Source organism: Microbacterium sp. NPDC058062 (assembly GCF_042885375.1).
Taxonomy (GTDB): domain Bacteria; phylum Actinomycetota; class Actinomycetes; order Actinomycetales; family Microbacteriaceae; genus Microbacterium; species Microbacterium trichothecenolyticum_C.
In genome coordinates this window covers 15,971-41,461 of sequence record NZ_JBHVSC010000001.1, presented here as the reverse complement: position 1 = coordinate 41,461, position 25,491 = coordinate 15,971, and the positions used below count along the sequence as shown (strand labels likewise).

The window sequence follows — 25,491 nt, the reverse complement described above, 5'->3', positions numbered from 1 at the left end:
GGTGCCGGGGCTCTACCTCGCCGCCATCCTCGTCTCCGCGGTGGGCGTGCTGCTGATCGACCGGCGCTGGCGCCTCGCGGCGTGGCAGGCGCCGGGACGCACTGCTCTCGCGGTGGGCATCGGCACCGCGTTCTTCCTCGCGTGGGACGCCGTCGGCATCGCCACCGGCGTCTTCGTGAAGGGCGACAGCGCCCTGCTGCTGGGCGTCGACCTCGCCCCCCACCTCCCGCTCGAAGAGCCCGTGTTCCTCGCGTTCCTGAGTTACCTGGCCCTCGTCGCGTGGTCCGGCGCCCTGCGCCTGACAGACCGGCGGAGGACGGATGCTGCGTCCCCGCGCTCGGAGGCGACCCGATGACCTACTCCCTCATCGTCGTGCCGTTCGTCGTCATCACCGCGATCGTGGTGCTGCTGACAGCCCGCCGCCCGGCGTTCGGGCGCAGGATGACGGCATCCGTCATCGCCGCCGGCATCCTGGTCGTGCTCACCGCCGTGTTCGACAACATCATGATCGCCGCGGGGCTCTTCACGTACCCCGAGACGCTGATCTCGGGGGTGCGCATCGGTCTCGCCCCGATCGAGGACTTCGCCTACCCGGTGTGCGCGGCGTTCCTCGTACCTGCGGTCTTCACGCTGCTCGGGCCGTCGCGCTCGCGTAGCGAGGAGGTGGCCTCGTGACCACTGCTGCGCCCCTTCGCGCGAGCACCGTCGCCCGGCAGCTGCTCATCGCCTCGCGGCCGGTGAGCTGGATCAACACCGCGTACCCGTTCGCCGCCGCCTATGTCATGACCACGCGCGAGGTGGATCTGACCCTCGTGCTGGGCACGCTGTTCTTCCTCGTGCCGTACAACCTCGCGATGTACGGCATCAACGACGTGTTCGACTACGAGTCGGACCTCCGCAACCCGCGGAAGGGCGGCGCCCACGGTGCCGTGCTCGATCGGCGGATGCACCGCGTGACCCTGTGGTCCTCCGCGCTGCTGTGCCTGCCGTTCGTGGCCTATCTCGTGGCGATCGGGTCCGCGGTGTCGTGGCTCGTCCTCGCCGCGAGCCTGTTCTTCGTCGTGTTCTACAGCGCGCCGCCGCTGCGGCTGAAGGAGCAGCCGTTCCTGGACTCCGTGACCAGCAGCATCCATTTCTTCTCCCCCGCCGTGTACGGGCTCGTCCTGGCGGAAGCCACATGGACGCCTGCGCTCGTGGCGCTCATCGGCGCGTTCGCGCTGTGGGGCATCGCCTCCCACGCGTTCGGAGCGGTGCAGGACGTCGTCGCCGACCGCGAAGCGGGGATCGCATCGATCGCGACGGCGCGCGGCGCACGCTGGACGGTGCGCTTCTCCCTCGCCTGCTACGCCGCGGCAGGGCTCGCGATGCTCGCGACGACCTGGCCGGGACCGCTCGCGGCTGTGCTCGTCGTGCCCTACCTCGTGACGGTGTGGCCGTACCGCTCGATCGCCGACGCCGACGCGGCGGCCGCCACCACCGGCTGGCGCCGGTTCCTGTGGCTCAACCAGTTCTCGGGCTTCGCAGTCACGCTGCTGCTCATCTGGTACGCGATCCTCACGGCATAGCCAAGGAACGCCGAAGGCCGGCCCCCGCGGGGACCGGCCTTCGTGCTCTCGGCTTACGGCTGCTCGCCGAGCTGGATGAGCTTCTCGACCGCGGCGGTCAGGCGCTCGTCCGCCGCGCCGTACGCGGCCCAGTCGCCCTTCTCGAGCGCCGCCTGGCGATCGAGCATCGCCTGCTGCGCGTCCTGCAGCGTCGCCTGGTACTCGTCGGTCGGGGTCGGCTCGGGAGTCGGCGCCGGCGTGGCGCCCGGCGTCGGCTCGGGAGTCGGCGCCGGCGTGGCGCCCGGCGTCGGCTGGACGTCGGTGTCGCCCGCGTCGGCTCCGGAATCACCGCCGAACAGGGTGTCGAGAGCCTCGTTCAGGGTGTCCTCGAAGGCGATCTTGTCGCCGAACGAGACCAGCACCTTCTGGAGCTTCGGCAGCTTCGTGCCCGTCGACGACTGTACGAACACCGGCTGGACGTACAGCAGACCGCCACCGACCGGCAGGGTGAGCAGGTTGCCGTTGAGCACCTCGGACTGTCCCTGTTTCAGCAGGTTGATCTGCGCCGAGATCTGCGGATCCGAGTTGAACGTGTTCTGCACCTGGCCGGGACCGGGCACCGTCGTCTCGGCGTCGATCACCAGCATCCGGAGCTTTCCGTAGTCCTTGCTCTTGACGCCCGCTTCGCTGCCCGCGTTCGAGTCCACCGCGAGGTAGCCCATCAGGACGTTGCGGGTGTTGCCCGCCGTCGCCGCGGGGATGAACGACGTGAACATCGAGTACGTCGGCTGATCCTGGTCGGGCATCTGCATCGTCAGGTAGTACGGCGGCTGGAGCTGCGTCTCTTCCTGCGGGTCGTTCGGCGTCTGCCAGCGGTTGTCGCTCTGGTAGAACGAGCGCGCATCATCGACGTGATAGACCCCGAGGATCGTGCGCTGCACCTTGAACAGATCGGTCGGATACCGCACGTGGCTGATCAGGTCGGCCGACATGTCGCTGATCGGCTTGATCGTCGACGGGTAGACCTTCTGCCACGACTCCAGCACCGGGTCGCTCTCGTCCCACGCGTACAGCGTGACCGAGCCGTCGTACGCGTCGACGGTCGCCTTCACCGAGTTGCGGATGTAGTTGATGTCATCGAGAGCGAAGCGCGGAGCCGGGTTCGACGAGTCCGAGATCGCGGAGGTGAGGCTGACGGTCGAGGAGTACGGGTAGTTCGCGCTCAGCGTGTAACCGTCGATGATCCACACGATGCGTCCGTCGACGACGCTCGGGTAGGCGTCGTTGTCGAGCGTCAGGTAGGGCGCGACCTTCTGGACGCGCTCGCGCGGGTTGCGGTCGTAGAGGATCTGCGAGTCCTCGTTGACGTAGTCGGAGAACAGGATCTGCTCGGCCTGGAACTTGAGCGCGTAGATGAGCCTGTTGAAGACGTTGCCGAGGCTCGGGCCGCCCTCGCCCTCGAACGTCGTCTTGGTCTCGCCGGAGCCGTCCGCGCCCGAGGGGTAGTCGAGTTCGACCGGCTCGGACCCGGAAGGAGCCCCGACGATGGAGTACGTCGGCGAGTACTCGCCGAAGTACACCCGCGGCTGGAAGTCCTCCTGGTCGGAGAGGAACCCCGAGGCGGGGATGCCGCGCTCGAGGAACACGGGGTCGCCCTCGTTCGTGCGGTCGTTGCCCTTGGCGGCGACGAGGCCGTAGCCGTGCGTGTAGACGACCGCGGAGTTCTGCCAGTCGGCGGCGTTGCCGAGCTGCGCGAGGTTCAGCTCGCGCACCGAGACCACGGTGTCCTGCGAGACGCCGTCGATGTCGTACCGGTCGACGTCCAGCGGGTCGGCGAACTGGTAGTAGGACCGGTACTGCTCGAGCTGGCGCACGTTCGGCGAGATGATCGCGGGGTCCATGATGCGCACCTGGGCGGTGGTGGCCGCGTCGTCGCGCAGCTGGCCGGCCTCGACGTCGGTCACGGCCGTGAAGTCCTGCTGGTCGAGGTTGTCGACGCCGTACGCCTCGTGCGTCATGTCGACGTTGCGCTGGTAGTAGTCCTCTTCGAGGGCGAAGCGGTTCGGCTGGACCTGGAAGGTGTTGACCACCCACGGGTAGCCGACGCCGACGACGATCGCCGACACGACGAGCAGGGCGGTCGCGATGAGCGGGTAGCGCCAGCGGCCGATGATCGCGGTGACGAAGAACAGGATGGCGACGATGACGGCCGCGAAGGCGAGGATCGTCTGGCCGGGGATGATCGCGTTGACGCCCGTGTAGCCGGGACCGGTGATGCGGTCGCCGGGCTCGACGAGGGTCTTGTAGCGGTCGAGCCACAGGCTCGCGCCCTGCACCAGCAGGTACAGACCCGCGGTCACCGCGAGCTGGATGCGCGCCGACTTGGAGATGCGGAGCTCACGCTGGCCGATGCGCACCGAGCCGTAGAGGTACGAGACCAGCGCCGTGACGAGCAGGCAGATCAGCAGGACCGCCGAGGCGAAGCCGATGAGCGAGCTCCAGAACGGCATGGCGAACATGTAGAAGCCGGTGTCGAGCCCGAACTCGGGGTCGGTCGTCTTGGTGGCGACGCCGTTGAACCACAGCCAGGTGGTCTCCCACTGGGCCGAGGCAGCGAAGCCGGCGAAGAAGCCGAAGAAGATCGGGATGCCCCACATCGCGAGCCTGCGCAGCGGCTCGACGACCTCCTGGTAGCGGTCGAGCTGCGAGCTCAGCCGTGCGTAGACGGGGCGCAGCCGGTAGGCGAGCTGGATGGAGAGCCACACGGGCACCGCCATCCCGAGGAAGCCGACCGCGAACATCACGACGCGCGCGACCCACTGGGTGAGCAGCACCTCCGAGAACCCGAGCTGGTCGTACCAGAGCCAGTCCGCGTAGAGGCTGGCGAAGATGAAGAAGGCCACCACGAGCGCGGCGATGATCGCCAGGGTGATGGCTATGACGCGTCGGGTGCGGGAGGGTGTGGCCGGAGTCGGCGCGGAGGTCGTGGTCACGTTCCCATCCTAGGCGCGCGATTCTCGGCGCCCGCCTTGTCCTCCCTGGGCGAACTCTAAGAAACTCGCAACGTTTCGGGCACGATCCGCGCGGTCACTTGAGCGTGCAGGTCGGGAGCGCGTCGAGATCGCCGTCCGAGCTCACCGCGTCGAGCACCGCCAGGGCATCGTCCAGATCCTCGACCGAGAACACGCGCAGATCTCCCGGGATGTGACCCACGACCTCGTCGCAGTTCGCCTCGGGGGCGAGGAACCACTGGGCGCCGGCATCCAGCGCGCCCCACATCTTCTGACGGATGCCTCCGATCGGCCCGACCTCGCCGTCGGCGGTGATCGTGCCCGTGCCGGCGACCTGCTGCCCGCCGTTGAGCTCCCCCGGCGTGAGCGTGTCGATGATCCCGAGCGCGAACATCATGCCGGCGCTGGGACCGCCGACGTTGTTCAGCTGGATGGTGACGTCGATCGGGAAGTCATAGTCCGTCGTGAGGTTGACCCCGAGGATCCAGGTCGTCTTCCCCGCGTCGTCGGTGGTCTCCTTCGGGGTGACCTCCACCGTCTGCTGCTCGCCGTCACGCTCGATGAGGAGCTCGACAGGGGCGCCCTCCCCCTCATTGATGACCGAGCGCAGCGTCGAGACATCCGTGAGCTCCTCGCCGTTCGCCTCGAGGATGAGGTCGCCCTGCTCGAGGATCCCTTCAGCGGCGGCGCCGTCGATGACCGAGTAGACCGACAGAGTCCCGCCCACGTCGTAGCCGAGCTCGGTCAGAGCAGCGGCGGTCGCCTCGTGCTGGGAGTCGACCATCATCTGGGCGCTCTCCTCGTTGCGCTCGTCGGTGGTCTGGTCAGCCGGGAAGATCGCGTCGATCGGCATGACGGCCCGGCTCGGGTCGAACCACGCCATGGCCAGCTCGAACCACGACGGCGTGTGCTCGCGATTGCCCTGAACCTGCACGGTGAGGAGGTCGAGCGACCCGTCCGTCGGGTAGGTCTCGGCGCCCTCGACCGAGATCAGGGGCACCTCTTCGCCGTCGGCGTTCTGCGCCGTTCCGAGCGTGTTGTACACCGGCCCCGGGCGCTGGATGACGTAGGAGGTCGGCAGGAACGTGATGACGAGAAGAACCACCATCGCGACGGCGAGCGCCCATACCCCGGCCAGCGTGCGGCGAGACATCCGCGGCCGTGCGGCGGGCTCGATCGTCGTGTTCTCGTCGAACAGGGCCACGCGGGACCTCTCTTCCGTGCCTTGTCGGTGATGCGCCTGGTCGTTCGCGACCGGCGTAAGGCGTTCGGGGTCCTTGCCGGGGAGTGCGACGGATGCTGGGACTAGCGTAGAACGCAACCTCATCGACCGGCTGAAAGGCGGCTGAAGTGGCAGACGACGTCACTGGCGGGGGCGACCCCAGCCCCGAGGACGACTTCCAGGAACTCATCCGCCAGCTGTTCGGCGGTGCGGCGGGCGACTTCGACCCCGAGCAGCTGTCGCGGCTGTCGGGCATGAACATCGACCCCGCGATGATGCAGGCCGTCATGCGCCAGCTGCAGGGGGCCTTCGAGGGCGCCGATGAGACCGGCATCTCGTGGGACATGGCGAAGCGCCAGGCGCTGCACATCGCCAACCAGGAGGGCCTGGGTGTGACCGCGGGTCAGCGCACGGACCTCGACCAGGCGTTCGCGCTGGCGACGCTGTGGCTGAGCGAGGCGACCACGATCGCGGAGCTGCCGGCTCCTCCGGCGACGCTCACGCGCGGCGCCTGGGTCGAGGCCACGCTGCCCGTCTGGCAGGAGCTCGCCGCTCCGGTCGCGACGAGCATCGCAGACGCGCTCACCTCAGCGCTGAGCGAGCAGGCGCCCGAAGACATGCAGGGGCTCGTGCAGGGCGCCGGGCGTCTCATGCGCACGGTCGGCGGTTCGCTCTTCGCGTCGCAGCTCGGCCAGGTGGTCGGCAACCTGTCCAAGGAGGTCGTGAGCGGCGGCGACGTCGGCATCCCGCTGATGCCCGACGGCCAGGCCGCGATCCTTCCCCAGAACTTCGCCGACTTCGGGCGCGACCTCGAGGTGCCCGAAGACCAGCTCGCGCTGTACGTGGCGACGCGCGAGCTCGCGCACGCACGCCTCTTCCGTCACGCGCGCTGGCTGCGCCTGCATGTGATCTCGCAGGTCACCGATTTCGCGCGGGGCGTGCACGTCGACACCGACGCGCTGGAGGATCTCGCCACGCGCTTCGACCCGTCCGAGCCCGAGGAGCTCCGCCGCGCGATCGAGAGCGGCGCGCTGCTGCCCGCCCGCTCCGAGGCCCAGGAGGCCGCACTCGCCCGCCTGGAGAACCTCCTCGCGACGGTCGAAGGCTGGGTCGAGGTCGTCACCGAAGACGCGACTTCGCGCCTCCCCTCGGCACAGCGGATCTCAGAGGCCGTTCGCCGTCGCCGCGCCGTCGGCGGTCCCGCCGAGCGTGCACTGGGCTCCCTCGTCGGCCTCGAGATCCGGCCGCGCCGCATGCGCGAGGCCGCCGCGATGTGGCGCGCCGTGACGGACGCCGTCGGCCCGGGCGCGCGCGACGCGCTGTGGGACTACCCCGACCTCATGCCGAGCGCGTCCGACATCGACGATCCCGCGGCACTCGTCGCCCGCCTCGAGGCCCGCGCGCGCGGCGAGGAGCCGGTGCGCGACGAGATGGACGACGCGCTGGCACGCCTCCTCGCGGGCGAGGAGCCAGCAGAGGGCCAGGTGGACGCCGAGACCACGGATGCGATCGACGACGACGCCGGCACTGGCGACGCAGGCAGTGGCGACGGGAGCGCGCCCGAGGACAACCGGCCGGTCTGACACTGGTCCCCGCTCTGCGCAATCGACCTCTTGCGGAGGCGCCGATTCGGGTATAGGCAGGCCCCAGACGAAGAAGTCTGGTGACACGCATGGGGATGGGAACGGCACCGCGTCGGTATGCGCTGACAGCATCTGCTGCAGCGCTCGCGGTCGTCGCGGGGAGCCTACTTGGGGCTCCGGCGGCGACGGCCGCCGATGAGACCTTCACGATCGTCGTGCTGCCCGACACGCAGGGCTACACCGGCGCCTCGACGTACGAGGCGACGATGGGCGCGCAGACGCAGTGGATCGTCGATTCCCGCGCCTCCCTGAACACGAAGTTCGTCATCCAGGTCGGCGACCTCGTCGAGTCGTGGCCCAATGTGAATCACTGGGAGCGCGCGAGCCGGTACATGAAGATCCTCGACGACGCCGGCGTCCCGAACTCCGTCCTGCCCGGCAACCACGACATGAGCATCACGACAGGAGAGTCCAGCACCTTCGACACGTATTTCCCGCCGTCGAGGTACTCCGGCGCCGCCTGGAACTCGGCGTCGGTCTCGTACGGCGGTTACCTCGGACAGAACCTGTTCGGACCGGATGAGATCGACCGCAGGAACAAGGACAACTTCAGCCTCCTCACCGTCGGCGGAGTCGACCTGCTGATCCTGAACCTCGAGTTCGAGTCGCCGGGCTACTCGATGCGGTGGGCGCAGAAGGTGCTCGACGCCTACCCGGACCGCAAGGTGATCCTCGCCACACACGGCTTCATCAGCACTGCCGGCACCCGCTCGACCTCCGTCGTCCGAACGGACGTCACGCCCACTTCGGCTGTCACCCTGTGGAACGAGTTCGTCACGAGGAACTGCTCGATCTTCATGGTGGTCAACGGGCACTGGCACGACGGCGACATCGGCGAGGCTCGGCGGACCGACGCCAACGACTGCGGCAAGCCCGTCCATCAGATCCTGTCGGATTACCAGAGTCGCGCGAACGGCGGCAACGGCTGGCTGCGGTACTACACCTTTAATACTGCGGCCGGCACAGTCGACGCCTACACCTACTCCCCCACCCTCGCGCAATACGAGACCGATGCCGGCAGCCGCTTCACGCTTCCCGTCGACCTCTCCGCAGGCCAGGACGAGCTGCTCGTCCGCGGAGGTTCGACGTGGAAATGGCGCAACTCCGTCGACAGCTGGCCGACCGCCTGGAACACCGTCGGATTCGACGACGCCGCGTGGCAGGCAGGGCGAGCGCCGCTCGGGTGGGGTTCGAGCGTCGCGACGAACATCGATCTGGGTCCGCCGACGACGCTGCGCGCGCGGGCGATGATCTTCCGTCAGACGGTCCAGCTCGCCGATGTGGACGAGCTGTCGCAGGTGCAGGTCACGACTCGAGCGGATGACGGCGTCGCGGTGTGGGTGAACGGCACGCTCGTGGGTTCGGCGTTCCTGCAGTCGACCAGCCCGACGAGTTCGACGTATGCGAGCGCGGTGCGGAGCACGAGCACGGCGACCGCCTCGCCGACGGTGTTCACGGTGCCCGCAGCTCTGCTGCGGGAAGGCGCCAACACGATAGCCGCATCCGCGCACGTCAACTACCGCGGCACCACCGACAGCAGCTTCGATCTCGTCATGACGGCGCGCCGCACCGGATCGGAGCCGCCCGAGGAGCCGCCTGCCGCTCCCACGATCTCGGCCACGGCCCTCTCACCGACCTCCGCACGCGTCGACTGGTCGGCGGGCGGTGGAGGGACGACGACGGGCGTCGAGATCTCGCGGGGCGGTGGCACCGCGGTCACTGCGTCAGGAGCGTCGGGGTCGTACGTGGACAGCGGTCTGTCTCCGGGCTCATCCGTCGCGTACAGCGTCGTCGCCGTGGGCCCCGGCGGGCGATCGTCAGCGGCCGCGGCCACCGTCCAGCTGCCTTCGCCACCCGCTGCGCCCGGACCGCCCGTCGTCACGGCGACCGCGACGGGTCCGCACTCCGTGGTCGTCTCGTGGTCGCCGGGTCCGGGCGGCGACGTCGCAGGTGTCGAGGTCGCCCGCACCGGTGGCCCCACCCTGCAGGGAGCCGGATCCTCTGGCAGCGTGACCGACTCCACGGCCCCGGCCGGGTCGTCGCTGACCTACTCCGTGACAGCGATCGGCCCGGACGGCTCCCGCTCCCCTGCTGCAACGGTCACCGTGAGCACTCCCCCGGCGGCAGATCCCGTGCCGGTCACTCTCGTCGCGACGAATGCGTCATGGCGATTCCGCTACGCGGCTGGTGCCTGGCCGGCAGGATGGACCTCCACCACGTTCGACGACACGACGTGGGGACAGGGCGCCGCCCCGCTCGGGTTCGGCACGGGCGTGGCGACCGTCGTCGATGTGCCTCCACCCACCTCGCAGCGCCCGTTGAGCATGACCTTCCGGACTGGTTTCACTGTCACCGACCCGGCGGCGCTCTCGGCGATCACGCTGACGGTGCGTGGCGACGATGGAGTCGTCGTCTACGTGAACGGAACCGAGGTCGGGCGTCTGCGCATGCCGGCGGGAGCGGTCTCGGCGACGACCTATGCGAGTGCGGCGCCGAGCTTGGCCGCCGCGTCGTCCAGTCCGCTCGTGATCCAGGTGCCCGCCTCACTGTTGCGCGCGGGCGACAACGTGATCGCGGCATCCACGCACCTCAATTACCGTGCCACGCCAGGGGTCTCGTTCACCGCGACGCTGCAGGCGATGCGTCAGCCCTGACTCCCCATCCAGCGTCGGGCGGACGATTCTGAGAGCGCGCGCGAAGTAGTCGATGCCCCGACGTCCTCTCCTCCATCGGCGCTCGGCACGGACATCCTCGTCGGTTCCTCCCCAGGCCGTCGCGGCGCCGAGAAGACGCCCCGCGGCCTGTGGAACCCGTTACGGGCCCGGGATTTCCGACAGGATCGGGCGCATGCTGCGACTCGACCCCTCCTATCCCCCGGTGTGGCGCACCGACTCGACGATCCAGTTCGGCGCCGACCCGGTCGCAGTCCTCGACGACCCGCTCCCCTGGCAGCAGCGCCTGCTCCGCGAGCTCGAGCGCGGCATCCCCGACGGCGCGGCGGTCCCCTTCGCCCAGGCGCTCGGTGCGCCGGACGCGTCCGCCGCGTCGCGGTTCCTGTCGCGTATCCGCCGAGCGCTCATGACGGATGCCGCGGCGCGCCCCCGCGTCAGGATCCAGTGCGCCGAGGAGGTGCCCGACCGGCATCGTGACGCGGTCGCCGCGGGGCTCGCCGCGGAGGGGTACGACATCCACGCCGCTCATCGCTTCGACGGCATCGGCGACGGCACGGATGCTGCGGCCGTCGTCTTCCTTGTGCATCGCGTCGTGGCGCCCGGTGCGGCCGCCGCACTCATGGCCGCCGACGTCGATCACGTGCCGATCGCACTCACCGGCTCGGGCGCGGAGGTCGGACCCTTCGTGGAGCCCGGCCGCAGCGCATGCCTCGCCTGCGTCGCGGCTCACCGTCGCGACAGCGATCCCTCGTGGCCCGCTGTCGCTGCACAGCTGCTCGGGCGCCCCGTCGAGAGCGAGCCCTCGGTGCTGTGGGAGGCGGGGATGGTGGCCGGACGCCTCATCGCGGAGCGCGCGCGGAACCCTTCGGCCGGCCGGACGCGGTCGGTGACCCTCCGCGCCGGCTCGCTGCACCGGAACGTGAGGTCGCACCTCCCGCACGCAGAGTGCCGTTGCCGATCTCTCGCAGGAACCGCGACGGCTGCCGCTCCCGTACGCCTCGGGCCCACGACAGCGACAGCGTTCGCCCAGCCCGCGTGATGCCGACGTAAGCGAGGCGGCGCTCCTCGTCGACCTGCTCGAACGTCGTGGCGTACGAGATCGGAAGAAGGCCCTCCGCGACGCCGATGAGGTGCACGTGCTCCCATTCCAGGCCTTTGGCCGCGTGCAATGTCGCCAGTGTCACCGTGCGCATCGCGGGCTCGTCGTGCGCCTTGGCCCGGGCGGTGAGTTCGTCTGCGAACGCGCGGAGCGTGGTCCCCTCGGGCGCCTCCTGCGCGAGGCGCAGCAGAGCCGCTCGTGCCTCCCACGCGTCGCGGAGAGCGCCGCCGGCCTCCGGCGGCTCGTCCGTGAGGCCCCGCGAGCGCAGGATGTCGCGCACGGTGTCGACCAAGCCGCTCTCGATGGGTGCAACGGAGGCCGCACGCAGCTCCATGACCGCCTGCCGCACCTCGGGCATGTCGAAGAAGCGGCGGCCGCCGAGGACTGTCGTCGCGATCCCCGCGTCGGAGAGGGCGGCGACGAGCTCTGCGGACTGCGCATGAGCGCGGTAGAGCACGGCGATGTGGCGCGGGTCCGCGCCGTCGGCGATCTGTGCGCTGATCCGCGCCGCCACCGCGCGCGCCTCGTCGCGGTCGTCTTCGAACGCGGTCACCGTCGGAACGGGGGCCGACTCGACGTCGGCGTCGCGATCGGCGGGCGCTGAGAGGTGCAGCGCCCCGGGACGACCTCGCATCAGCTCGTTCGCGACTGCCAGGATCGGGGCATCCGATCGATAGTTCGTCTCGAGGCGCACGACGCGGGCGCCTTCGAAGCGCGAGGGGAAATCGAGGAGGTACGCCGCATCGGCGCCGGCGAACGAGTAGATGGTCTGGCTCGCGTCGCCGACGACGCAGAGGTCGCGGCGGTCCCCCAGCCACAGTTCGAGCAGGCGGTTCTGAAGGGGCGAGACGTCCTGGAACTCGTCGACCGTGAAGTGGCGGTACTGCTCGCGAACGGCCTTGGCGACCTTGGGCTCGGCCTCGAGCATGCCGGCGCAGGCGAGCAGCACGTCCTCGAAATCGAGCTGGCGGCGTTCGTCCTTGAGCTTCTCGTAGGCGTGCTGCAGCGCCACCACACGCTCGACCCCGAGGCGACCGACGCCGTTCGGGCGGGCCGCCGCGTACGCGTCGACGCTCAGCATCGAGACCTTGCGCCACTCGATCTCGGAAGCGACGTCGCGCAGCGTCGCCACGTCGGGCGCGAGCCCGATTCCGTCGGCCGCGTGGGCGAGCATCCTCACCTTGTTGTCGACGATGCCCGGCGCGGTGTCCCCCGCGAGCGTCGGCCAGAAGAAGTTGAGCTGCGCGAGCGCGGCCGCGTGGAACGTACGGGCCGACACCCCGCCGACGCCCATCGCGCGCAGACGCCCTCGCATCTCACCGGCGGCCTTGGTCGTGAAGGTCACCGCCATGACGCGTCCGGGCGAGTACGCGCCGGTGTCGACGCCGTGGGCGATGCGGTGCGTGATGACGCGGGTCTTGCCCGTGCCGGCGCCGGCCAGCACCGCGACGGGTCCGCGCAGGGCGGTCGCCGCCTCGAGCTGATGCTCGTCCAGCCCTGCGAGGGCGCTCACGCCCGCTCCGCGTGCCAGTCGGCGATGAGCCGGTGGGCGATGGACGCCCGCCCGGGAAGCACGACGTCGCCCTCGCCGGCGAGCGCCCGGCCGATCTCGTCGCGCGTGAACCAGCGGACCGCGGCGATCTCCTCGCCGTCGGCACGCGCCGCCGCATCGTCGCGGGACTCGGCGAGGAAGCCGACCATGAGCGAGCGCGGGTACGGCCACGCCTGGGACCCGCGGTAGGTCACCGTTCCGACCTCGATGCCGGACTCCTCGGCCACCTCGCGGCGCACAGCGGCCTCGAGCGACTCGCCGGCCTCGACGAAGCCGGCGAAGCACGAGAACCGGTCGGCACCCCACAGGGCGTTCGAGCCGAGGAGCAGCAGATCCGGGTCTGCCGTGCTCGTGATCGCGACGATCACCGCGGGATCGGTGCGCGGAAAGTGCTGCCGCCCGCAGTTCGGGCAGCGGCGCGACCAGCCCGCGTCGCCGAGGATCGTGCGGTTGCCGCACGCCGGGCAGAACGGCGCGTCGACGAGCCAGCGTCCGAGGCTCAGCGCCTCGACGAACGCACCGGCGTCGCGGGGCGACAGCAGCGCGCCCACCGTCCGCAGGCCCGCCCAGCCCGCCGGGGCGGCGAACAGATCGTCGTCCTGCGACGCGAACGCCGCGGCGAGCAGGGCTGTGCCGTCGTCGTCACGTCCGAGGAACGCCCACTCGGCCCCGTCGGGCACGTCCGCGGGGGTGCGCCATTCGAGGGCGTCGGGTGCGGCGAGCGGTGCGGAGTCGCCGACCACGACGAGGACGCGGGACGCGGCATCCGTCTTCGCCGTCTCGAGGAGGTCCGGAATCAGCCTCTCATCGGCAGCGCGATCGAGTCCGGGGTGCGCCAGCGGATTGAGGCTGGTGCTGTCGGGCGCCGTCATCGAACATGCTCCGCTTCGTCGTTCAGGGCCGGGCGTGGCGCGGGGACGGACGAGCGCGACCGACCTACCCTGGGCACATGGCACGCTCACCCCTCACTCTAGCCGCGTCGGTCACGTCGGCTCTCCCGCGGGTCGGCGTCGTCGGAGTCGGCGCCCTCACCGAGGGAGCGGCCGGCCGATTCGACGCGGCGGTCGCCGATCTCGACGATGGCCGGCGGGTGGTCGTACGCGTCCCTGCCGATTCCTCGTCCGCCCCCGAGCTCGCCGCGGAAGTGCGCGCGCTGCGCGCGCTCACCCCCGGCGTGAGGGGCCTCCTCCCCTTCCGCGCTCCCGAGCTCCTCGGCGAGGCGGGCCTCGGCGACACGCGTGTCGTCGTCGTCGACTTCCTTCCCGGCTACCGCGTCGATGCGGCGCACCTGCCGCCCGGACGCGGCGCGGCGACCTCGCTCGGTGCCGCGCTGGCGGCGCTGCATGCGCTTCCGCATTCGATCGTCAAGAGCGAGGGTCTGCCGGCGCGCACCCCGCAGCAGGTGCGCGCCGACGTCACGCGCATGATCGAACGCGCCGTCGCGACCCGCCGGCTGCCGGTGAGCCTCGCCGAGCGCTGGCACCGGGCCGTCGACGCCGACGAGCTGTGGCGCTTCGAGTCCGCCGTCGTGCTCGGCGGCGCGGGAGCCGCCTCGTTCCTGTTCGAGGACCTCGACGGCGTTCCCACCGTGACCGGGCTGCTCGAGTGGCACGGGCTGTCGATCGGTGACCCCGCGACCGACCTGCAGTGGCTCGCGTCGGCCCCCGACGCCGCGGATGACGTCTACGCCGCCTACGTCGCCGGCAGCGGCCGCGCTCCCGACGCCCGGTCGCGCGAGCGCGCCCGCCTCTACGCCGAGCTCGAGTTCGCGAAGTGGCTCGTGCACGGCCACGACGCCGACCGCGACGACATCGTCGCCGACGCTGTCGAACTGCTCGAATCCCTCGCCGGCGGGGTCGCCGGCGACGACATCCTCTCGTCGGCCGCACTCGACGTCGACGACGCGATCGCCCTGCTCGAGCGCACGCCCGGCGCGGGCGCGCCGACCATCGACACGTCGATGCAGACCGATGCGTACGACCCCGAGGAGCTGGCGCAGTGGGTCGCCGACGAGGATGACGCGCGACGCGAGACGGGGCCGGTGCCACCCGCGCCGGAGTCCTTCGACACGCAAGAGATCACCGCCGAGGAGCTCGCCGCCTTCCGGCCCGTCGATCTCGATCCGGCCGCGGTGGAACTGCCCGCGATCCACCCGGACGACGACCTCTCCACCGCGCCCATCACGCTGCCGACGGCCGCCGCGAACGGGTCCGGTTCCCGCGACGACGACCGCGACGGCGGTCTGGATGCCGCGGCCGAGGCGGAGCGCGCATCCGAGGCGGCGCTGCGCCGCTGGCTGGCCGACTGAGGCGACGCCGCGACATTTAGCGGCCCCGGACCGGGCCCCGCATCGGGGACTCAGCTTCGCAAGATGACGTCCTCGGCGACGTAGTAGAGCGCGACATCGATCTCGTCCAGCGGCACGCCGTGCTTCGAGTGATAGGCCTGCCGGTACAGCTCGAGCTGCAGCATCCGCTCGTCCTTCTCGGCCGGGGTGCGCGGGGCGACGCCGGTCTTCCAGTCGACGATCTCGATGCGCCCGCCGCGGTCGTCGCGCCGGTACACCGCGTCAAGCTTGCAGATCACGATGTGCGGCAGGCCGTCGGGGCCGATGGTGGTGAAGTCGATCTCGGTCTCGACTTCGATCGGCTGCAGCGCCGCCCACTCCGACGCGAGGAAGCGTTCGCGAAGGGCCGCCAGTGCGGCGGCGTCCTCGACCGAGGCCTCCGTCCCGGGAAGGTCCTCGTCGGTCTCCCACAGCGCGTCGTCGAGCGAGCCGCCGAGTCCCGCGCGTCCCGAGCGCTGTTCGACCCAGGCGTGGAACAGCGTGCCGAGGCGGGTCTGGCGGAAGGGGCGCTCGGGCATCGGCCGGGCGATGCCCGCGAGGGTGCCCTCGAGGTCCGCCACGTACTCCTTGTAGCGCGACGCCGCGATGCGCGTGGGCGCCGTGTGCACCGGGCGCGCACGGCGTGCCTCGCGCTCGGCGAGCAGCAGCGCCGCCTGGGGATCGATCTCGGCGCGCGGTGCGTCGAGCGCGGCTTCGACTGTGGCCGCGGCACCGGCCACCGCCGCCCTGCGGGCACCCAGCGGATCGATCGGCCACTGGAGCACGCGTCGCTCCCCCTGGTACGGGTCGTCGCCGGGCTCGTCGTCGGCGAGCGGCACCTCGAGCGCCTCGGCGATCTCGGCGAAGAATGTGCTGGGGGTGCGCGGGCGTTTGGTGCCGGACCACGTCGCACCGGTGAGCAGCAGGTGATCGCGGGCGCGGGTGACGGCGACGTAGGCGAGGCGGCGGTCCTCTTCGAGCTGCCGGGCCCGGTTAGCCTCGACGAAGGTCTCGATCGCCTCTTTGAGATCCTGCTGCGTCTCGGCCGACTGCCAGCCGAGAGCCGGCAGCCAGGCCGCATCGCCGCGGAACGCATACGGCAGGACGCCGAAGCCCAGCCACGCCTTCGTGTCACGGGGTGCGCTGGGCAGCTCGTCCTTGACGAGCCGCACGACGGCGACGGCATCCCACTCGAGACCCTTGGATCCGTGGATCGTCAGCAGCTGCACGACATCGTCCTCGGGCGGCTCGGTGCGCGGCGCGAACTCGTCCAGCTGCTCGGCGTGGTCGAGCCACGCGAGCAGGCTCGACAGCGACCCGGTCTCGTCGGCGGCGAGGAACGCGTGCACCTCGTCGACGAACGCCCGCAGCTGCGCCGAGGCGACGCGCGCGGGGCCGCGTGACTCGTTCGCCGCGAGCTCGATGTCGAGCCGCAGCTCGAGCTCGATCAGCCGCACCAGCTCGGGGATCGGCATGCCGCTCGCCTGACGGAGTCCCGCGAAGACGGATGCCGCGTCCCGCAGCCGCTCGCGCGCCGCGGGTGTGAAGCCCTCGAGCCAGCCGTGATCCGGCTTCTGGCGCAGCACGAAGTCGAGCGCATCGACGAGCGACCCGTCGTCGTCGCCTGCGCTGCCCCGGATGCGCTCGACCACTTCCGGTGCGAGGGGCTGCAGCGCGGTGTCGTGGCGTGCCAGGCGGCGGGACAGCGCCGCGAGCTCGCGCAGGTCGGGGAGCCCGATCGCCCACCGCGGCCCTGACAGCAGCCGGATGAGTGCGGAGCCGGCGGATGGGTCGCTGATCACGCGCAGCGTGCAGACGACGTCGACCACTTCGGGCGTCGACAGGAGGCCGCCGAGTCCCAGGATGCGGTGCGGGATGCCCCGGCGCCCGAGCGCGTCGCCGAAGCGCACCATGTGCTTCTTGCTGCGGAAGAGGATCGCCCCCGTGGTCGACCGACCGTCGTCGGCGCGCTCGGCGCGAACCCGTGCGAACCAGTCGGCGACGCGGTCGGCCTCGGTGTCGAGGTCTCCGTCGAAGCCGAGCTCGACCATGCCCGCGGGTGCTCCCGGCCGTGGCTGCAGCTCACCGACCGCGACCGAGGCGGATGCGGCGAGCGGCGCGAGCACGGCGTTCGCCGCCGTCAGCACCGCGGCGCTGTTGCGCCAGCTCGTCAGGAGCGAATACTGCGCGCATGCCGCGCCCGGCGCGAAGGCCGCTGAGAAGCCGCCGAGGTTTCCGGCGCTGGCACCGCGCCAGCCATAGATCGCCTGGTGCGGATCGCCGACCGCCATCACCCCGGTGCCGGCGAAGAGGGTGGCCAGCAGGTCGGTCTGCACGACGGAGGTGTCCTGGTACTCGTCGAGCAGGACGACGCGGTAGCGATCGCGCAGCTCTTCGGCGACCGCACGGTGGCTCGCGACGACCTCCAACGCGCCGGCGACCTGATCGGAGAAGTCGATGACCCCGAGACGGAGCTTCTCCGCGGCGTACTCGCGCGCGAGGTCGGCGAGCAGCGCGAGCGCATCGACGCGGTCGGCGGCATCGGCGACGTCGGCATACACCGTGGTGCGCCGATTCGTCGACGGCAGCTCCCGCACGGTGCGGAAGCGCTCGGGGAACGCGGCCAGCGCGTCGAAGTCGACGAGGTTGTCGACGCCGTCCCGCGCGATCCGCAGGGCCGCGTCGACGATCGTGCGCACCGCCTCGCCGCGGTCCTCGAGGCGCGGGTCGTCGGAGGCGAACACGACGCGGCGCATGAGGAGCCAGGCCGCGGACTCCGAGAGGACGGCGGCCTCGGCATCGCGTCCGATCCGGAGCGCGTGCTCGCGCACGATCTGGTCGGCGAAGCTGTTGTAGGTCGCGACGCTTGGCCGGTGCAGCAGCGCGTCGTCGACGGAATCCTGCGGGACAGCCCCCACCGTCTGCGCGAGCGCGTCGAGCAGGCGGTGGCGCTCCGCGGTCGCCCGCGCGCCGTCGGCGCCGGACCGCTCGAGCTCGCCGAACACATCGAGCCGCCCCTCGCCCGCGAACGCGGGCAGTGCGGGCAGGAGACCATGGCGCTCGAACTCCGCCAGGCGGGCGAGGCGCTTCTGGATGCGCTCCGCGAGCTCGCCCGCGGCCTTGCGTGTGAACGTGAGGCCGAGTACCTCGTCGCGGCGGACGATGCCGTTCGCCACGAGCCACACGACCCGTGCCGCCATCGTCTCGGTCTTGCCGCTGCCGGCCCCGGCGACGACGAGGGCCGGCGCCAGGGGCGCCTCGATCACCGCGATCTGCTCGTCGGTCGGCGGGAACTGCCCGAGCGCGGAGGCGATCACGCGCGCCGACAGCACCGGAGTCGGGGACACGGATGCCGGGGCCACAGGCTGCGGACTCGCTCCCTGCACGACGGTCACGAGCCGCTCACCGCGCCCACGGTGTGGATCCGGCACAGCCCGTAGGAGTGCTCGTCGCGGCAGTGCTCCTCGTACGGTGCCGTGAAGCTCTCGCCGCGCATGACGGCGACGGCCGTGCGGATCCGGCCGACGAACGCGTCACGGCGCTCGTCGTCGAACGGCGGCTGCCACGGGGTGACGTAGTCGGACCTGGTCGCGGTCGGCCGCAGCACGAGGAGCTTCGCGCCACCGGTCGCATGGCCGTTCGCTTCGGCGATCGCGCCCGATTCGAAGGCCAGCTGGTACGCACCCAGCTGGGGGTTGTCGAGCACCTTGGCGTCGGTCTGCGGCTCCCGCTTGCCGGTCTTGAGGTCCATGATGACGACGGTTCCCTCCGGCGTGAGCTCGACGCGATCGATGTAGCCCGACAGGATGACGCGGTGCTCGGAAGCCTCGGTCGCGGCCGTCGGAGTCTCGTCCGCCAGCGGGATCACGACCTCGAAGTGCGGCTCGGCACCGATGAGCGTGCCGCCCGCGTCGTCGAAGCGCCGCAGGTAGAGGTGCAGGCGCCGCACCAGGTCGCGTGCACGCGTCTGCTCGGCGCGGTCGCGCCACGCGGCCTCGAACGTCAGCTCGCCCCAGCGCGACTCGACCTCGGCCCACAGCGCCGCTTCGTCGTGGCCGGCCGCGTGCTCGAGCGCCGCGTGGATGATCGTGCCGAGGCCGGCGGTGGTGCCGCCGGGGTCGCCGCCGAGATCGGCGATGACCCAATTGAGCTCGCACTCCTCCAGGGCGTGCAGCCGGGAGGGCGAGACGCGGACGTCCTCCTTCGTGAGGTCGCGCAGCGGGCCGGTCGATGTCGGCCCGGCGAGGCCGTACCATTCGCGCGGCGACGCGCCCGGCACCCCGGCATCCGCCAGCAGCGCGAGCTGTTCTGCGGCGCGCGCCGCGGGCGCGGCGAGCGACCCGGGCGCTGCGGCCGCCCGTGGACCGGCGGCGGTCAGGGTGCGCCGGTGCCGCGCCACGAGTCCGCGAAGGGACACCGGGTGGTCGAGCTCGAAGGGCTCGGGGTCGGGCAGCAGCTCGAAGAACACGCTCGGGCCCGTGTCGTCGTCATCGACGGCCGTCACGATCACGCGGGCCGTCGCCCGCGACAACGCGCGAGCGAGCAGGCGGAGCTCGTCGTGCATCGCCCCGCGGCGGCGGTCGAACGCGCCGAGCGTCTCACCGTCGGCACGGGTGGCCGCGTCTGCGAGACGCCAGGTGTCGAGAAGGCTGCCGCGCAGTCTCGTGTTCGGCCAGACACCGTCCTGCACGCCGGCCACGACCACGGTGTCGAACTCGAGCCCGAGTGCTCCGGCGGGCGTCATCACGCGCACGCTGTCGTCGCGCGTCGGCGCCTCGAGACGGTCCTCGGCGACGCCACTGTCGAGGATCGACCGCGCGAACACGCGCGGATCGGCGTCGAGCGAGCGCTCGACGAATCGCTTCGCAGCCTGGAACAGCGCGACGAGGGCATCGAGGTCGCGGTGCGCCTGCTCTGCCAGCGGACCGTTGCCGCGCGCGAGCTCGCCCCATGTGCGCTCGAGTCCGCTGCGATCCCACGCGGTCCAGAGCAGCTCGTGCGCCGTGGCACCGCGGTCGAGGTCTTCGCGGAGCACCTCGAGTGTGCGCGCCAGCGAAGCCGCGCGCCGGGCCTCACGCGTGTCGAGCAGGTCGAACTCGAGCGGCCGGCGCATCGCCGAGAGCACGAGGTCGCGACCCGAGCGCTCGGCGACGCCCTCGCCCTCGTCGCCCTCCTCGGCGGCCGGGGTGTCCGAGGCGTCTGCCGCGCTCTCGAGGATCCGGCGCAGCTCGGCGTGCCGCAGTGCCGATCGCAGCCGGCGGAGCTCGATGACGTCGAGTCGTCCGTACGTGCCCACGAGCGCCGCGGAAACCTCTTCGAACGTCCACTCGTCGCGCGACGCGAGCTCGATGAGCCGCAGCAGGTCGGCGACCGGCCGCACCGCGCCGAGGGCGCGCCCCGGGCCGCTCGAGCGCGCCGGCACCTCTCGCGCCGACAGCTCCGCCTCGAGCGCCGCGACCTGCCGCGTGTCGTGCGCGATGACCGCACAGCCGCTCCACGGCACGCCGTCGTGCACGTGGCGCTCGCGGAGCACCCGCGCGATGGCGTCGTACTCCTCGGCCGCGGAGCGCAGGGTCAGCACCTGCACGGAGTCGTCGGCCTCGGCGCCCGACGCCGCACCGCGGTGGGCCACGACGCCGACCGCGCCGATGCGCTGCGTGACGCGACCGACCAGCTCGCGCTGCCACGCGCTCCCGCGATGCCCTGCGGTGAGCACGTGCACGGCGCCCAGTGACCCCGCGAGGCGGGCGAAGTTCTCGGGCGTCGCGCCGCGGAACGATCCCGACCCGACATCGGGGTCGCCGAAAGCGAGCACGGCGGCGCCCCGGGCGCGCACCGCCTCGAGCAGCTCGACGCCGCCGAGGGTGAGCTCCTGCGCATCGTCGACCATGACGACGCGCACCCGGTCGACGGCGGGGCTTCCGGACGGTGCCGTGCGCAGCAGCCCGACCGCTTCGCGGACCAGACCCGCGGCATCCCGGTGCGCCCCGCGCATGGCGCCCCGAACGTGGAGGTACTCACCGAAGAACGACGACAGCGACACCCAGGCCGGCAGCTCATGGCGCTCGCCGAGCTCGCGGAGGCGGCGCGGCTCGATGCCGAGGGTGGTGCACTCGGCGAGGAACGTGCGCACCTCGGTGCGGAAACCTGCCGTGCCGCGGATCGCCGGGCCGAGCCAGTCCGGCCAGCGGACGGCCCCGGCCGCCTCGTCCTCGTCGTCGCCCTCGAGCAGATCGCGGATGATCTGGTCCTCGTCGCCGCCGGTGAGGAGCTGCGGCGGATCAGCATCGGCCGCGACGGCGTGCGCCCGCACGACCTGGAACGCGTAGGAGGCGACCGACCGCGCGAGCGGCCCGGTCGTCGCGACCCCGACCGCGAGGCCCAGGCGGTCGCGAAGCGCCGTCGCGGTCTGACGCGACGGGGTGAGCACGAGCACCGCATCGGGATCCACACCGGCCTGGATCACGGCGGCCACGCGCGCGATGAGCGTCTCGGTCTTGCCGGTGCCGGGTGCGCCCACCACGACCCCCGACGCCTCCGGCGGCAGCGCCAGCACCGTCTGCTGCGCCGCGTCCGGGGCCCACGCCGCACGATCCGTCCTGCCCGAAGTCACCCTCCGACGCTAGCGCGAGGGCGCGACATCGGCCGTTCGCCCAGAGCGTTCCGGCGGCGGGCGGTTGCCCCTGCGCGGTGTCGTAGAGTTGCCATGCGTCCGGGGAGCCCTCAGCCTTTCCGCCAGGTGGAGCCCTCAGCCATCCGGCACACAACTATCGCCCCGCGCAGGAGGTCAGTCACGTGGAGATCCGCATCGGCATCGCGAACACCGGCCGCGAGCTCAACTTCGAGACGAACGAGCCGGCGGCAGACGTGAAGAAGTCCGTCGCCGCGGCGCTCGACGCCGGCGCCACGCACGTCACCTTCGCCGACGCGAAGGGCAACTCGTACATCGTCCCCACCGCGGGACTCGCGTACATCGAGCTCGGCTCCGAGGAGTCGCGCCGCGTCGGCTTCGTCGCCTGAGCGGATCCGGGACATGCAGATCCTCATCGCGTTCATCGTCGGCGCGGTCGTCGGCATCGGCATCCACTTCCAACTGCACCAGCGCCTGACGCGCGGGGTCGTCCTGGCGCCCATGATCGGTGCCGTGTCGGCCGGTGCCGCGTGGTCGATCCTGACGTGGCTCGGGGTCGGGATCGACACGCCGTGGCCGTGGCTCGCGGCGCTCGTCGTGCCGATGGCCGTCACCTACCCGGCGATCACCCTGATGTCGCGTGCGCGCGTCGCCCACGACGCGCGCGAGAAGGCACGCCTCGGCATCGGCTGATCACGCCCGGCTGAGCGCGCCTCGAACACCGCCGCGACTCGCGGCCGCAGCATCCGTTCCGAGTGTCAGGCCGCCAGGCCCATGGCGTCCATGCGGCGCGAGTGCGCGGCCATGAGCTCGGTGAAGACGGGCTCCACCTTCTCTTCGGCCGCGGGGCCGAGGTCGGTCGGCCGCAGCGCGGCCCGCGCGATGAGCAGCGTGTCGCCGACCAGGCGGCGTCCCCAGAGCGCCAGCAGCGATTTCCACTCGGGGTCGCTCGCGATGGCCTGGGAGATCAGCTCGACGATGGCCTGACGGTCGTCATCGGCTTGCAGGATGTGCGCCACCCGGTCGCCCGTCTCGCCGTAGCTCGCAGACAGGGCCAGGTAGAAGTCGTCGAGCATGCCCGCCGTGATGTGCACCGAGAGCATCGTCTCCTGCGTGCGCACGCCGTGCGTGGCCGCCCGGAAGGCGTCCAGTGGCTCGCGGAACGGACGCATGATCTCGGTGGGGTCGTCACCGCGCTCGCGGATCAGCGCGACGAGCGCCTCGTGCTTGGTGAGGGCCGCGCCGGCGGCACGGGACACGGCCTCTTTCTCGCCCAGCTCAGGGATCGACTGGATCAGCTCGGTGAGCGTCTCGAAGAAGCCGAGCTGCAGATAGGCAGCCTGGCCGAGGAACGTGTCGATGTCCGGGGCGAGCTCCTCGAAGTCGACGCGATTGCCGCCGCTCAGCTCGTCACGCGAGCGCAGCTGCAGCTTGCGCCCCGTGTCGCGACGCTGCCAGAACCACTTCACCATGGACGAAAGCCTACGAGGGGACACCGCCTCCACGCTCGCGCGGGGGTCCTCCGGTATCGTGGGTGTCGGCCCCGGCGTCGGATCGGGGCGCCCGCGCCTGTGGGAAAGAAGGGCGTGGATCGCACTTCCGCCCGCGCGGCGACCTCGCTGAGGCCTCGGACGCGCCAGGGCATGAACCCAGGCAGCATCCCACTGCCGGACAGGCACACATCGTGACGACCTTCGCCGAACTCGGCGTTGATCAGGACATCGTCGACGCGCTCTCCGCAAAGGGCATCGTCGACGCGTTCCCCATCCAGGAGCAGACCATCCCCCTCGGCCTGCCCGGCCAGGACATCATCGGCCAGGCCAAGACCGGCACCGGCAAGACGTTCGGCTTCGGCATCCCCGTCGTCCAGCGCCTCGGCGCCGACCCGGCTCACGGGGTCAAGGCGCTCATCGTCGTCCCCACCCGCGAGCTCGCGGTGCAGGTGTACGAAGACATGGACATGCTGACCTCGAACCGCTCGACGAGCGTCGTCGCGATCTACGGCGGCAAGGCGTACGAGGGTCAGATCGACCAGCTCAAGGCGGGCGCGCAGATTGTCGTCGGCACCCCCGGTCGCCTCATCGACCTCAACAACCAGCGCCTGCTCGACCTGTCGAACGCGACCGAGGTCGTGCTCGACGAGGCCGACAAGATGCTGGACCTCGGCTTCCTCCCCGACATCGAGAAGATCTTCTCGAAGGTCCCGGCGGTGCGGCACACGCAGCTGTTCTCGGCGACCATGCCCGGCCCGATCGTCGCGCTCGCGCGCCGCTTCATGTCGAACCCGATCCACATCCGTGCGACCGATCCCGACGAGGGCCTCACCCAGGCGAACATCCGCCACCTGGTGTACCGCGCGCACTCGCTCGACAAGGACGAGGTCATCGCGCGCATCCTGCAGGCCGAGGCCCGGGGCAAGACCGTGATCTTCACGCGCACCAAGCGCGCCGCGCAGAAGCTCGTCGACGAGCTCAACGACCGCGGGTTCAACGCCGGCGCCGTGCACGGCGACATGAGCCAGGAGTCGCGCGAGCGCTCGATGGCGGGATTCAAGGCCGGCAAGAAGGACGTCCTCATCGCCACGGACGTCGCGGCCCGCGGCATCGACGTCGACGACGTCACGCACGTCATCAACCACACGATCCCCGACGACGAGAAGACGTACCTGCACCGCGCCGGCCGTACCGGCCGCGCAGGCAAGACAGGCATCGCCGTCACCTTCGTCGACTGGGAGGACCTGCACAAGTGGGCCCTCATCAACCGCGCCCTCGAGTTCGGCCAGCCCGACCCCGTCGAGACCTACTCGTCGAGCCCGCACCTGTTCTCCGACCTCGACATCCCCGCGGGCACGAAGGGCCGTATCGTGACGGCCCCGAAGACCCAGGCGGTCCGGGTCCAGCCCGAGAGTGCGGCGGATGCTGCCGCCGAGGTCGAGACGAACGGCCAGGCTCCGCGAAGCCGGCGTCGCCGTCGCCGGTCGGGCTCGTCCGAGCGGGTCGGCTCGACGTTCCAGACCGCCGATGCCGGTGCCGCCGGTTCGTCGGAGCACGGCGCGCCGGCGAACGCCGACGGCGACCGCTCCACCGACGGGGGCGGAACCCACGACGGCGGAGGCAAGGAGCACCACGACGGCAAGCCCGCTCCGCGGCGCCGCCGTCGCCGCCGCGGCGGCAGCGGTGGCGGGTCCGCCCCCGCGGGCGGCGCCACCGTCGGCGCCTGAATCCGTCTTTCTCCTGTCGCGGCGCCGTCATCCGGCGCCGCGACAGCGCTATGGTGAGCGCAGACGGCGCACTGGGCGCCGGTACCTCGCATTCACGAAAGGCACACGATGCGCATCATCGAGGCCGTCACCACCGGTTATGAGTACCAGGGCTTCTGGGGGTCCTTCTGGGACATCATCTGGTGGTTCCTCTGGATCTTCTTCTTCATGGCGTACCTGTTCGCGCTGTTCGCCGTGATCGCCGACCTGTTCCGCGATCACAAGCTGAACGGCTGGTGGAAGGCCGTCTGGATCATCTTCCTGATCTTCGTGCCCTTCCTGACGCTGCTGGTCTACCTGATCGCGCGCGGAAACGGCATGGCCAAGCGCAGCGCCAAGGAGGCTTCGCAGCTGCAGAGCGCCCAGGACGCCTACATCAAGTCCGTCGCGGGTGCAGGCGCCAGCCCGGCCGACGAGATCGCCAAGGCGAAGGGTCTCCTCGACGCCGGCACGATCACGCAGGCCGAGTACGACGCGCTCAAGGCCAAGGCCCTGGGCTGATCGTCATGATCTGACCCGCGGCATCCGCGGT

The 25,491-nt window shown here is 71.2% G+C and carries 17 protein-coding genes; 10 read left to right on the top strand and 7 right to left on the bottom strand.

Annotated features, from left to right (window positions below):
* Position 1 precedes the first annotated feature (1 nt).
* From ACFVSU_RS00165 to ACFVSU_RS00155, 3 genes are read left to right on the top strand one after another with little or no spacing between them, the layout of a single operon-like run.
* Positions 2–355 carry a lycopene cyclase domain-containing protein gene (locus ACFVSU_RS00165; protein ID WP_387136556.1) on the top strand — a complete coding sequence of 118 codons (354 nt, stop codon included), beginning with the start codon at positions 2–4 and terminating at the stop codon, positions 353–355.
* Positions 352–675, top strand: a complete 324-nt coding sequence (locus ACFVSU_RS00160) for a lycopene cyclase domain-containing protein (protein WP_387136554.1) — start codon at positions 352–354, stop codon at positions 673–675. The genes ACFVSU_RS00165 and ACFVSU_RS00160 overlap by 4 nt, the downstream gene beginning before the upstream one ends.
* A complete protein-coding gene (locus ACFVSU_RS00155; protein ID WP_387136552.1) occupies positions 672–1,565 on the top strand; it encodes a prenyltransferase in 894 nt (297 codons plus the stop codon). The genes ACFVSU_RS00160 and ACFVSU_RS00155 overlap by 4 nt, the downstream gene beginning before the upstream one ends.
* Positions 1,566–1,618: 53 nt before the next feature.
* Here the strand turns inward: ACFVSU_RS00155 and ACFVSU_RS00150 are convergent, their stop codons facing one another.
* Both ACFVSU_RS00150 and ACFVSU_RS00145 read right to left on the bottom strand, forming a co-directional pair.
* Positions 1,619–4,537, bottom strand: coding sequence for a UPF0182 family protein (locus ACFVSU_RS00150; protein WP_387136550.1), 2,919 nt, complete (start codon positions 4,535–4,537; stop codon positions 1,619–1,621).
* A gap of 94 nt (positions 4,538–4,631) precedes the next feature.
* Positions 4,632–5,759, bottom strand: a complete 1,128-nt coding sequence (locus ACFVSU_RS00145; RefSeq protein WP_387136548.1) for a PDZ domain-containing protein — start codon at positions 5,757–5,759, stop codon at positions 4,632–4,634.
* Between the two features lie 146 nt (positions 5,760–5,905).
* Here ACFVSU_RS00145 and ACFVSU_RS00140 point away from each other — a divergent pair, with 146 nt between their 5' ends.
* Complete coding sequence (locus ACFVSU_RS00140) at positions 5,906–7,360, top strand: zinc-dependent metalloprotease (protein ID WP_387136546.1); 1,455 nt, start codon at positions 5,906–5,908, stop codon at positions 7,358–7,360.
* Positions 7,361–7,440: 80 nt separating this feature from the next.
* Positions 7,441–10,074 (top strand): hypothetical protein, encoded by a 2,634-nt coding sequence (locus ACFVSU_RS00135; protein WP_387136544.1) that lies wholly within the window; start codon positions 7,441–7,443, stop codon positions 10,072–10,074.
* A gap of 857 nt (positions 10,075–10,931) precedes the next feature.
* Here ACFVSU_RS00135 and ACFVSU_RS00130 read toward each other — a convergent pair.
* Both ACFVSU_RS00130 and nudC read right to left on the bottom strand, forming a co-directional pair.
* Positions 10,932–12,704: an ATP-dependent helicase gene (locus ACFVSU_RS00130; RefSeq protein ID WP_387136542.1), complete on the bottom strand. Its 1,773-nt coding sequence runs from the start codon at positions 12,702–12,704 to the stop codon at positions 10,932–10,934.
* Complete coding sequence (gene nudC / locus ACFVSU_RS00125) at positions 12,701–13,615, bottom strand: NAD(+) diphosphatase (RefSeq protein WP_387136540.1); 915 nt, start codon at positions 13,613–13,615, stop codon at positions 12,701–12,703. The genes ACFVSU_RS00130 and nudC overlap by 4 nt, the downstream gene beginning before the upstream one ends.
* A 77-nt stretch (positions 13,616–13,692) precedes the next feature.
* Here nudC and ACFVSU_RS00120 point away from each other — a divergent pair, with 77 nt between their 5' ends.
* Positions 13,693–15,051, top strand: coding sequence for a phosphotransferase (locus tag ACFVSU_RS00120; RefSeq protein ID WP_387136538.1), 1,359 nt, complete (start codon positions 13,693–13,695; stop codon positions 15,049–15,051).
* A 50-nt stretch (positions 15,052–15,101) separates the two neighbouring features.
* On the opposite strand, the gene ACFVSU_RS00115 is transcribed toward ACFVSU_RS00120, so the two are convergent.
* Complete coding sequence (locus ACFVSU_RS00115) at positions 15,102–18,455, bottom strand: ATP-dependent DNA helicase (protein ID WP_387138642.1); 3,354 nt, start codon at positions 18,453–18,455, stop codon at positions 15,102–15,104.
* A gap of 5 nt (positions 18,456–18,460) precedes the next feature.
* Positions 18,461–21,682 (bottom strand): PD-(D/E)XK nuclease family protein, encoded by a 3,222-nt coding sequence (locus tag ACFVSU_RS00110; RefSeq protein ID WP_387136536.1) that lies wholly within the window; start codon positions 21,680–21,682, stop codon positions 18,461–18,463.
* A gap of 182 nt (positions 21,683–21,864) precedes the next feature.
* On the opposite strand from ACFVSU_RS00110, the gene ACFVSU_RS00105 reads away from it, so the two are divergent.
* Together ACFVSU_RS00105 and ACFVSU_RS00100 are read left to right on the top strand one after the other, a co-directional pair.
* Positions 21,865–22,089 (top strand): DUF3107 domain-containing protein, encoded by a 225-nt coding sequence (locus ACFVSU_RS00105; RefSeq protein ID WP_045296833.1) that lies wholly within the window; start codon positions 21,865–21,867, stop codon positions 22,087–22,089.
* Between the two features lie 13 nt (positions 22,090–22,102).
* Positions 22,103–22,393, top strand: coding sequence for a hypothetical protein (locus ACFVSU_RS00100; protein ID WP_387136533.1), 291 nt, complete (start codon positions 22,103–22,105; stop codon positions 22,391–22,393).
* Positions 22,394–22,458: 65 nt separating this feature from the next.
* On the opposite strand, the gene ACFVSU_RS00095 is transcribed toward ACFVSU_RS00100, so the two are convergent.
* Positions 22,459–23,172 carry a ferritin-like fold-containing protein gene (locus tag ACFVSU_RS00095; RefSeq protein WP_387136531.1) on the bottom strand — a complete coding sequence of 238 codons (714 nt, stop codon included), beginning with the start codon at positions 23,170–23,172 and terminating at the stop codon, positions 22,459–22,461.
* Between the two features lie 212 nt (positions 23,173–23,384).
* Here ACFVSU_RS00095 and ACFVSU_RS00090 point away from each other — a divergent pair, with 212 nt between their 5' ends.
* Both ACFVSU_RS00090 and ACFVSU_RS00085 read left to right on the top strand, forming a co-directional pair.
* Complete coding sequence (locus ACFVSU_RS00090; protein WP_387136529.1) at positions 23,385–24,920, top strand: DEAD/DEAH box helicase; 1,536 nt, start codon at positions 23,385–23,387, stop codon at positions 24,918–24,920.
* Positions 24,921–25,028: 108 nt separating this feature from the next.
* On the top strand, positions 25,029–25,460 hold the full coding sequence (locus tag ACFVSU_RS00085; RefSeq protein ID WP_310291706.1) for an SHOCT domain-containing protein: 432 nt from the start codon (positions 25,029–25,031) through the stop codon (positions 25,458–25,460).
* The last annotated feature ends 31 nt before the right edge of the window (positions 25,461–25,491 follow it).

Coding starts and splice junctions, on each gene's coding strand:
- ACFVSU_RS00160 (WP_387136554.1), top strand. CDS start 352: ATGACCTACTCCCTCATCGTCGTGCCGTTCGTCGTCATCACCGCGATC.
- nudC (WP_387136540.1), bottom strand. CDS start 13,615: ATGACGGCGCCCGACAGCACCAGCCTCAATCCGCTGGCGCACCCCGGA.
- ACFVSU_RS00120 (WP_387136538.1), top strand. CDS start 13,693: ATGGCACGCTCACCCCTCACTCTAGCCGCGTCGGTCACGTCGGCTCTC.
- ACFVSU_RS00100 (WP_387136533.1), top strand. CDS start 22,103: ATGCAGATCCTCATCGCGTTCATCGTCGGCGCGGTCGTCGGCATCGGC.
- ACFVSU_RS00095 (WP_387136531.1), bottom strand. CDS start 23,172: ATGGTGAAGTGGTTCTGGCAGCGTCGCGACACGGGGCGCAAGCTGCAG.
- ACFVSU_RS00085 (WP_310291706.1), top strand. CDS start 25,029: ATGCGCATCATCGAGGCCGTCACCACCGGTTATGAGTACCAGGGCTTC.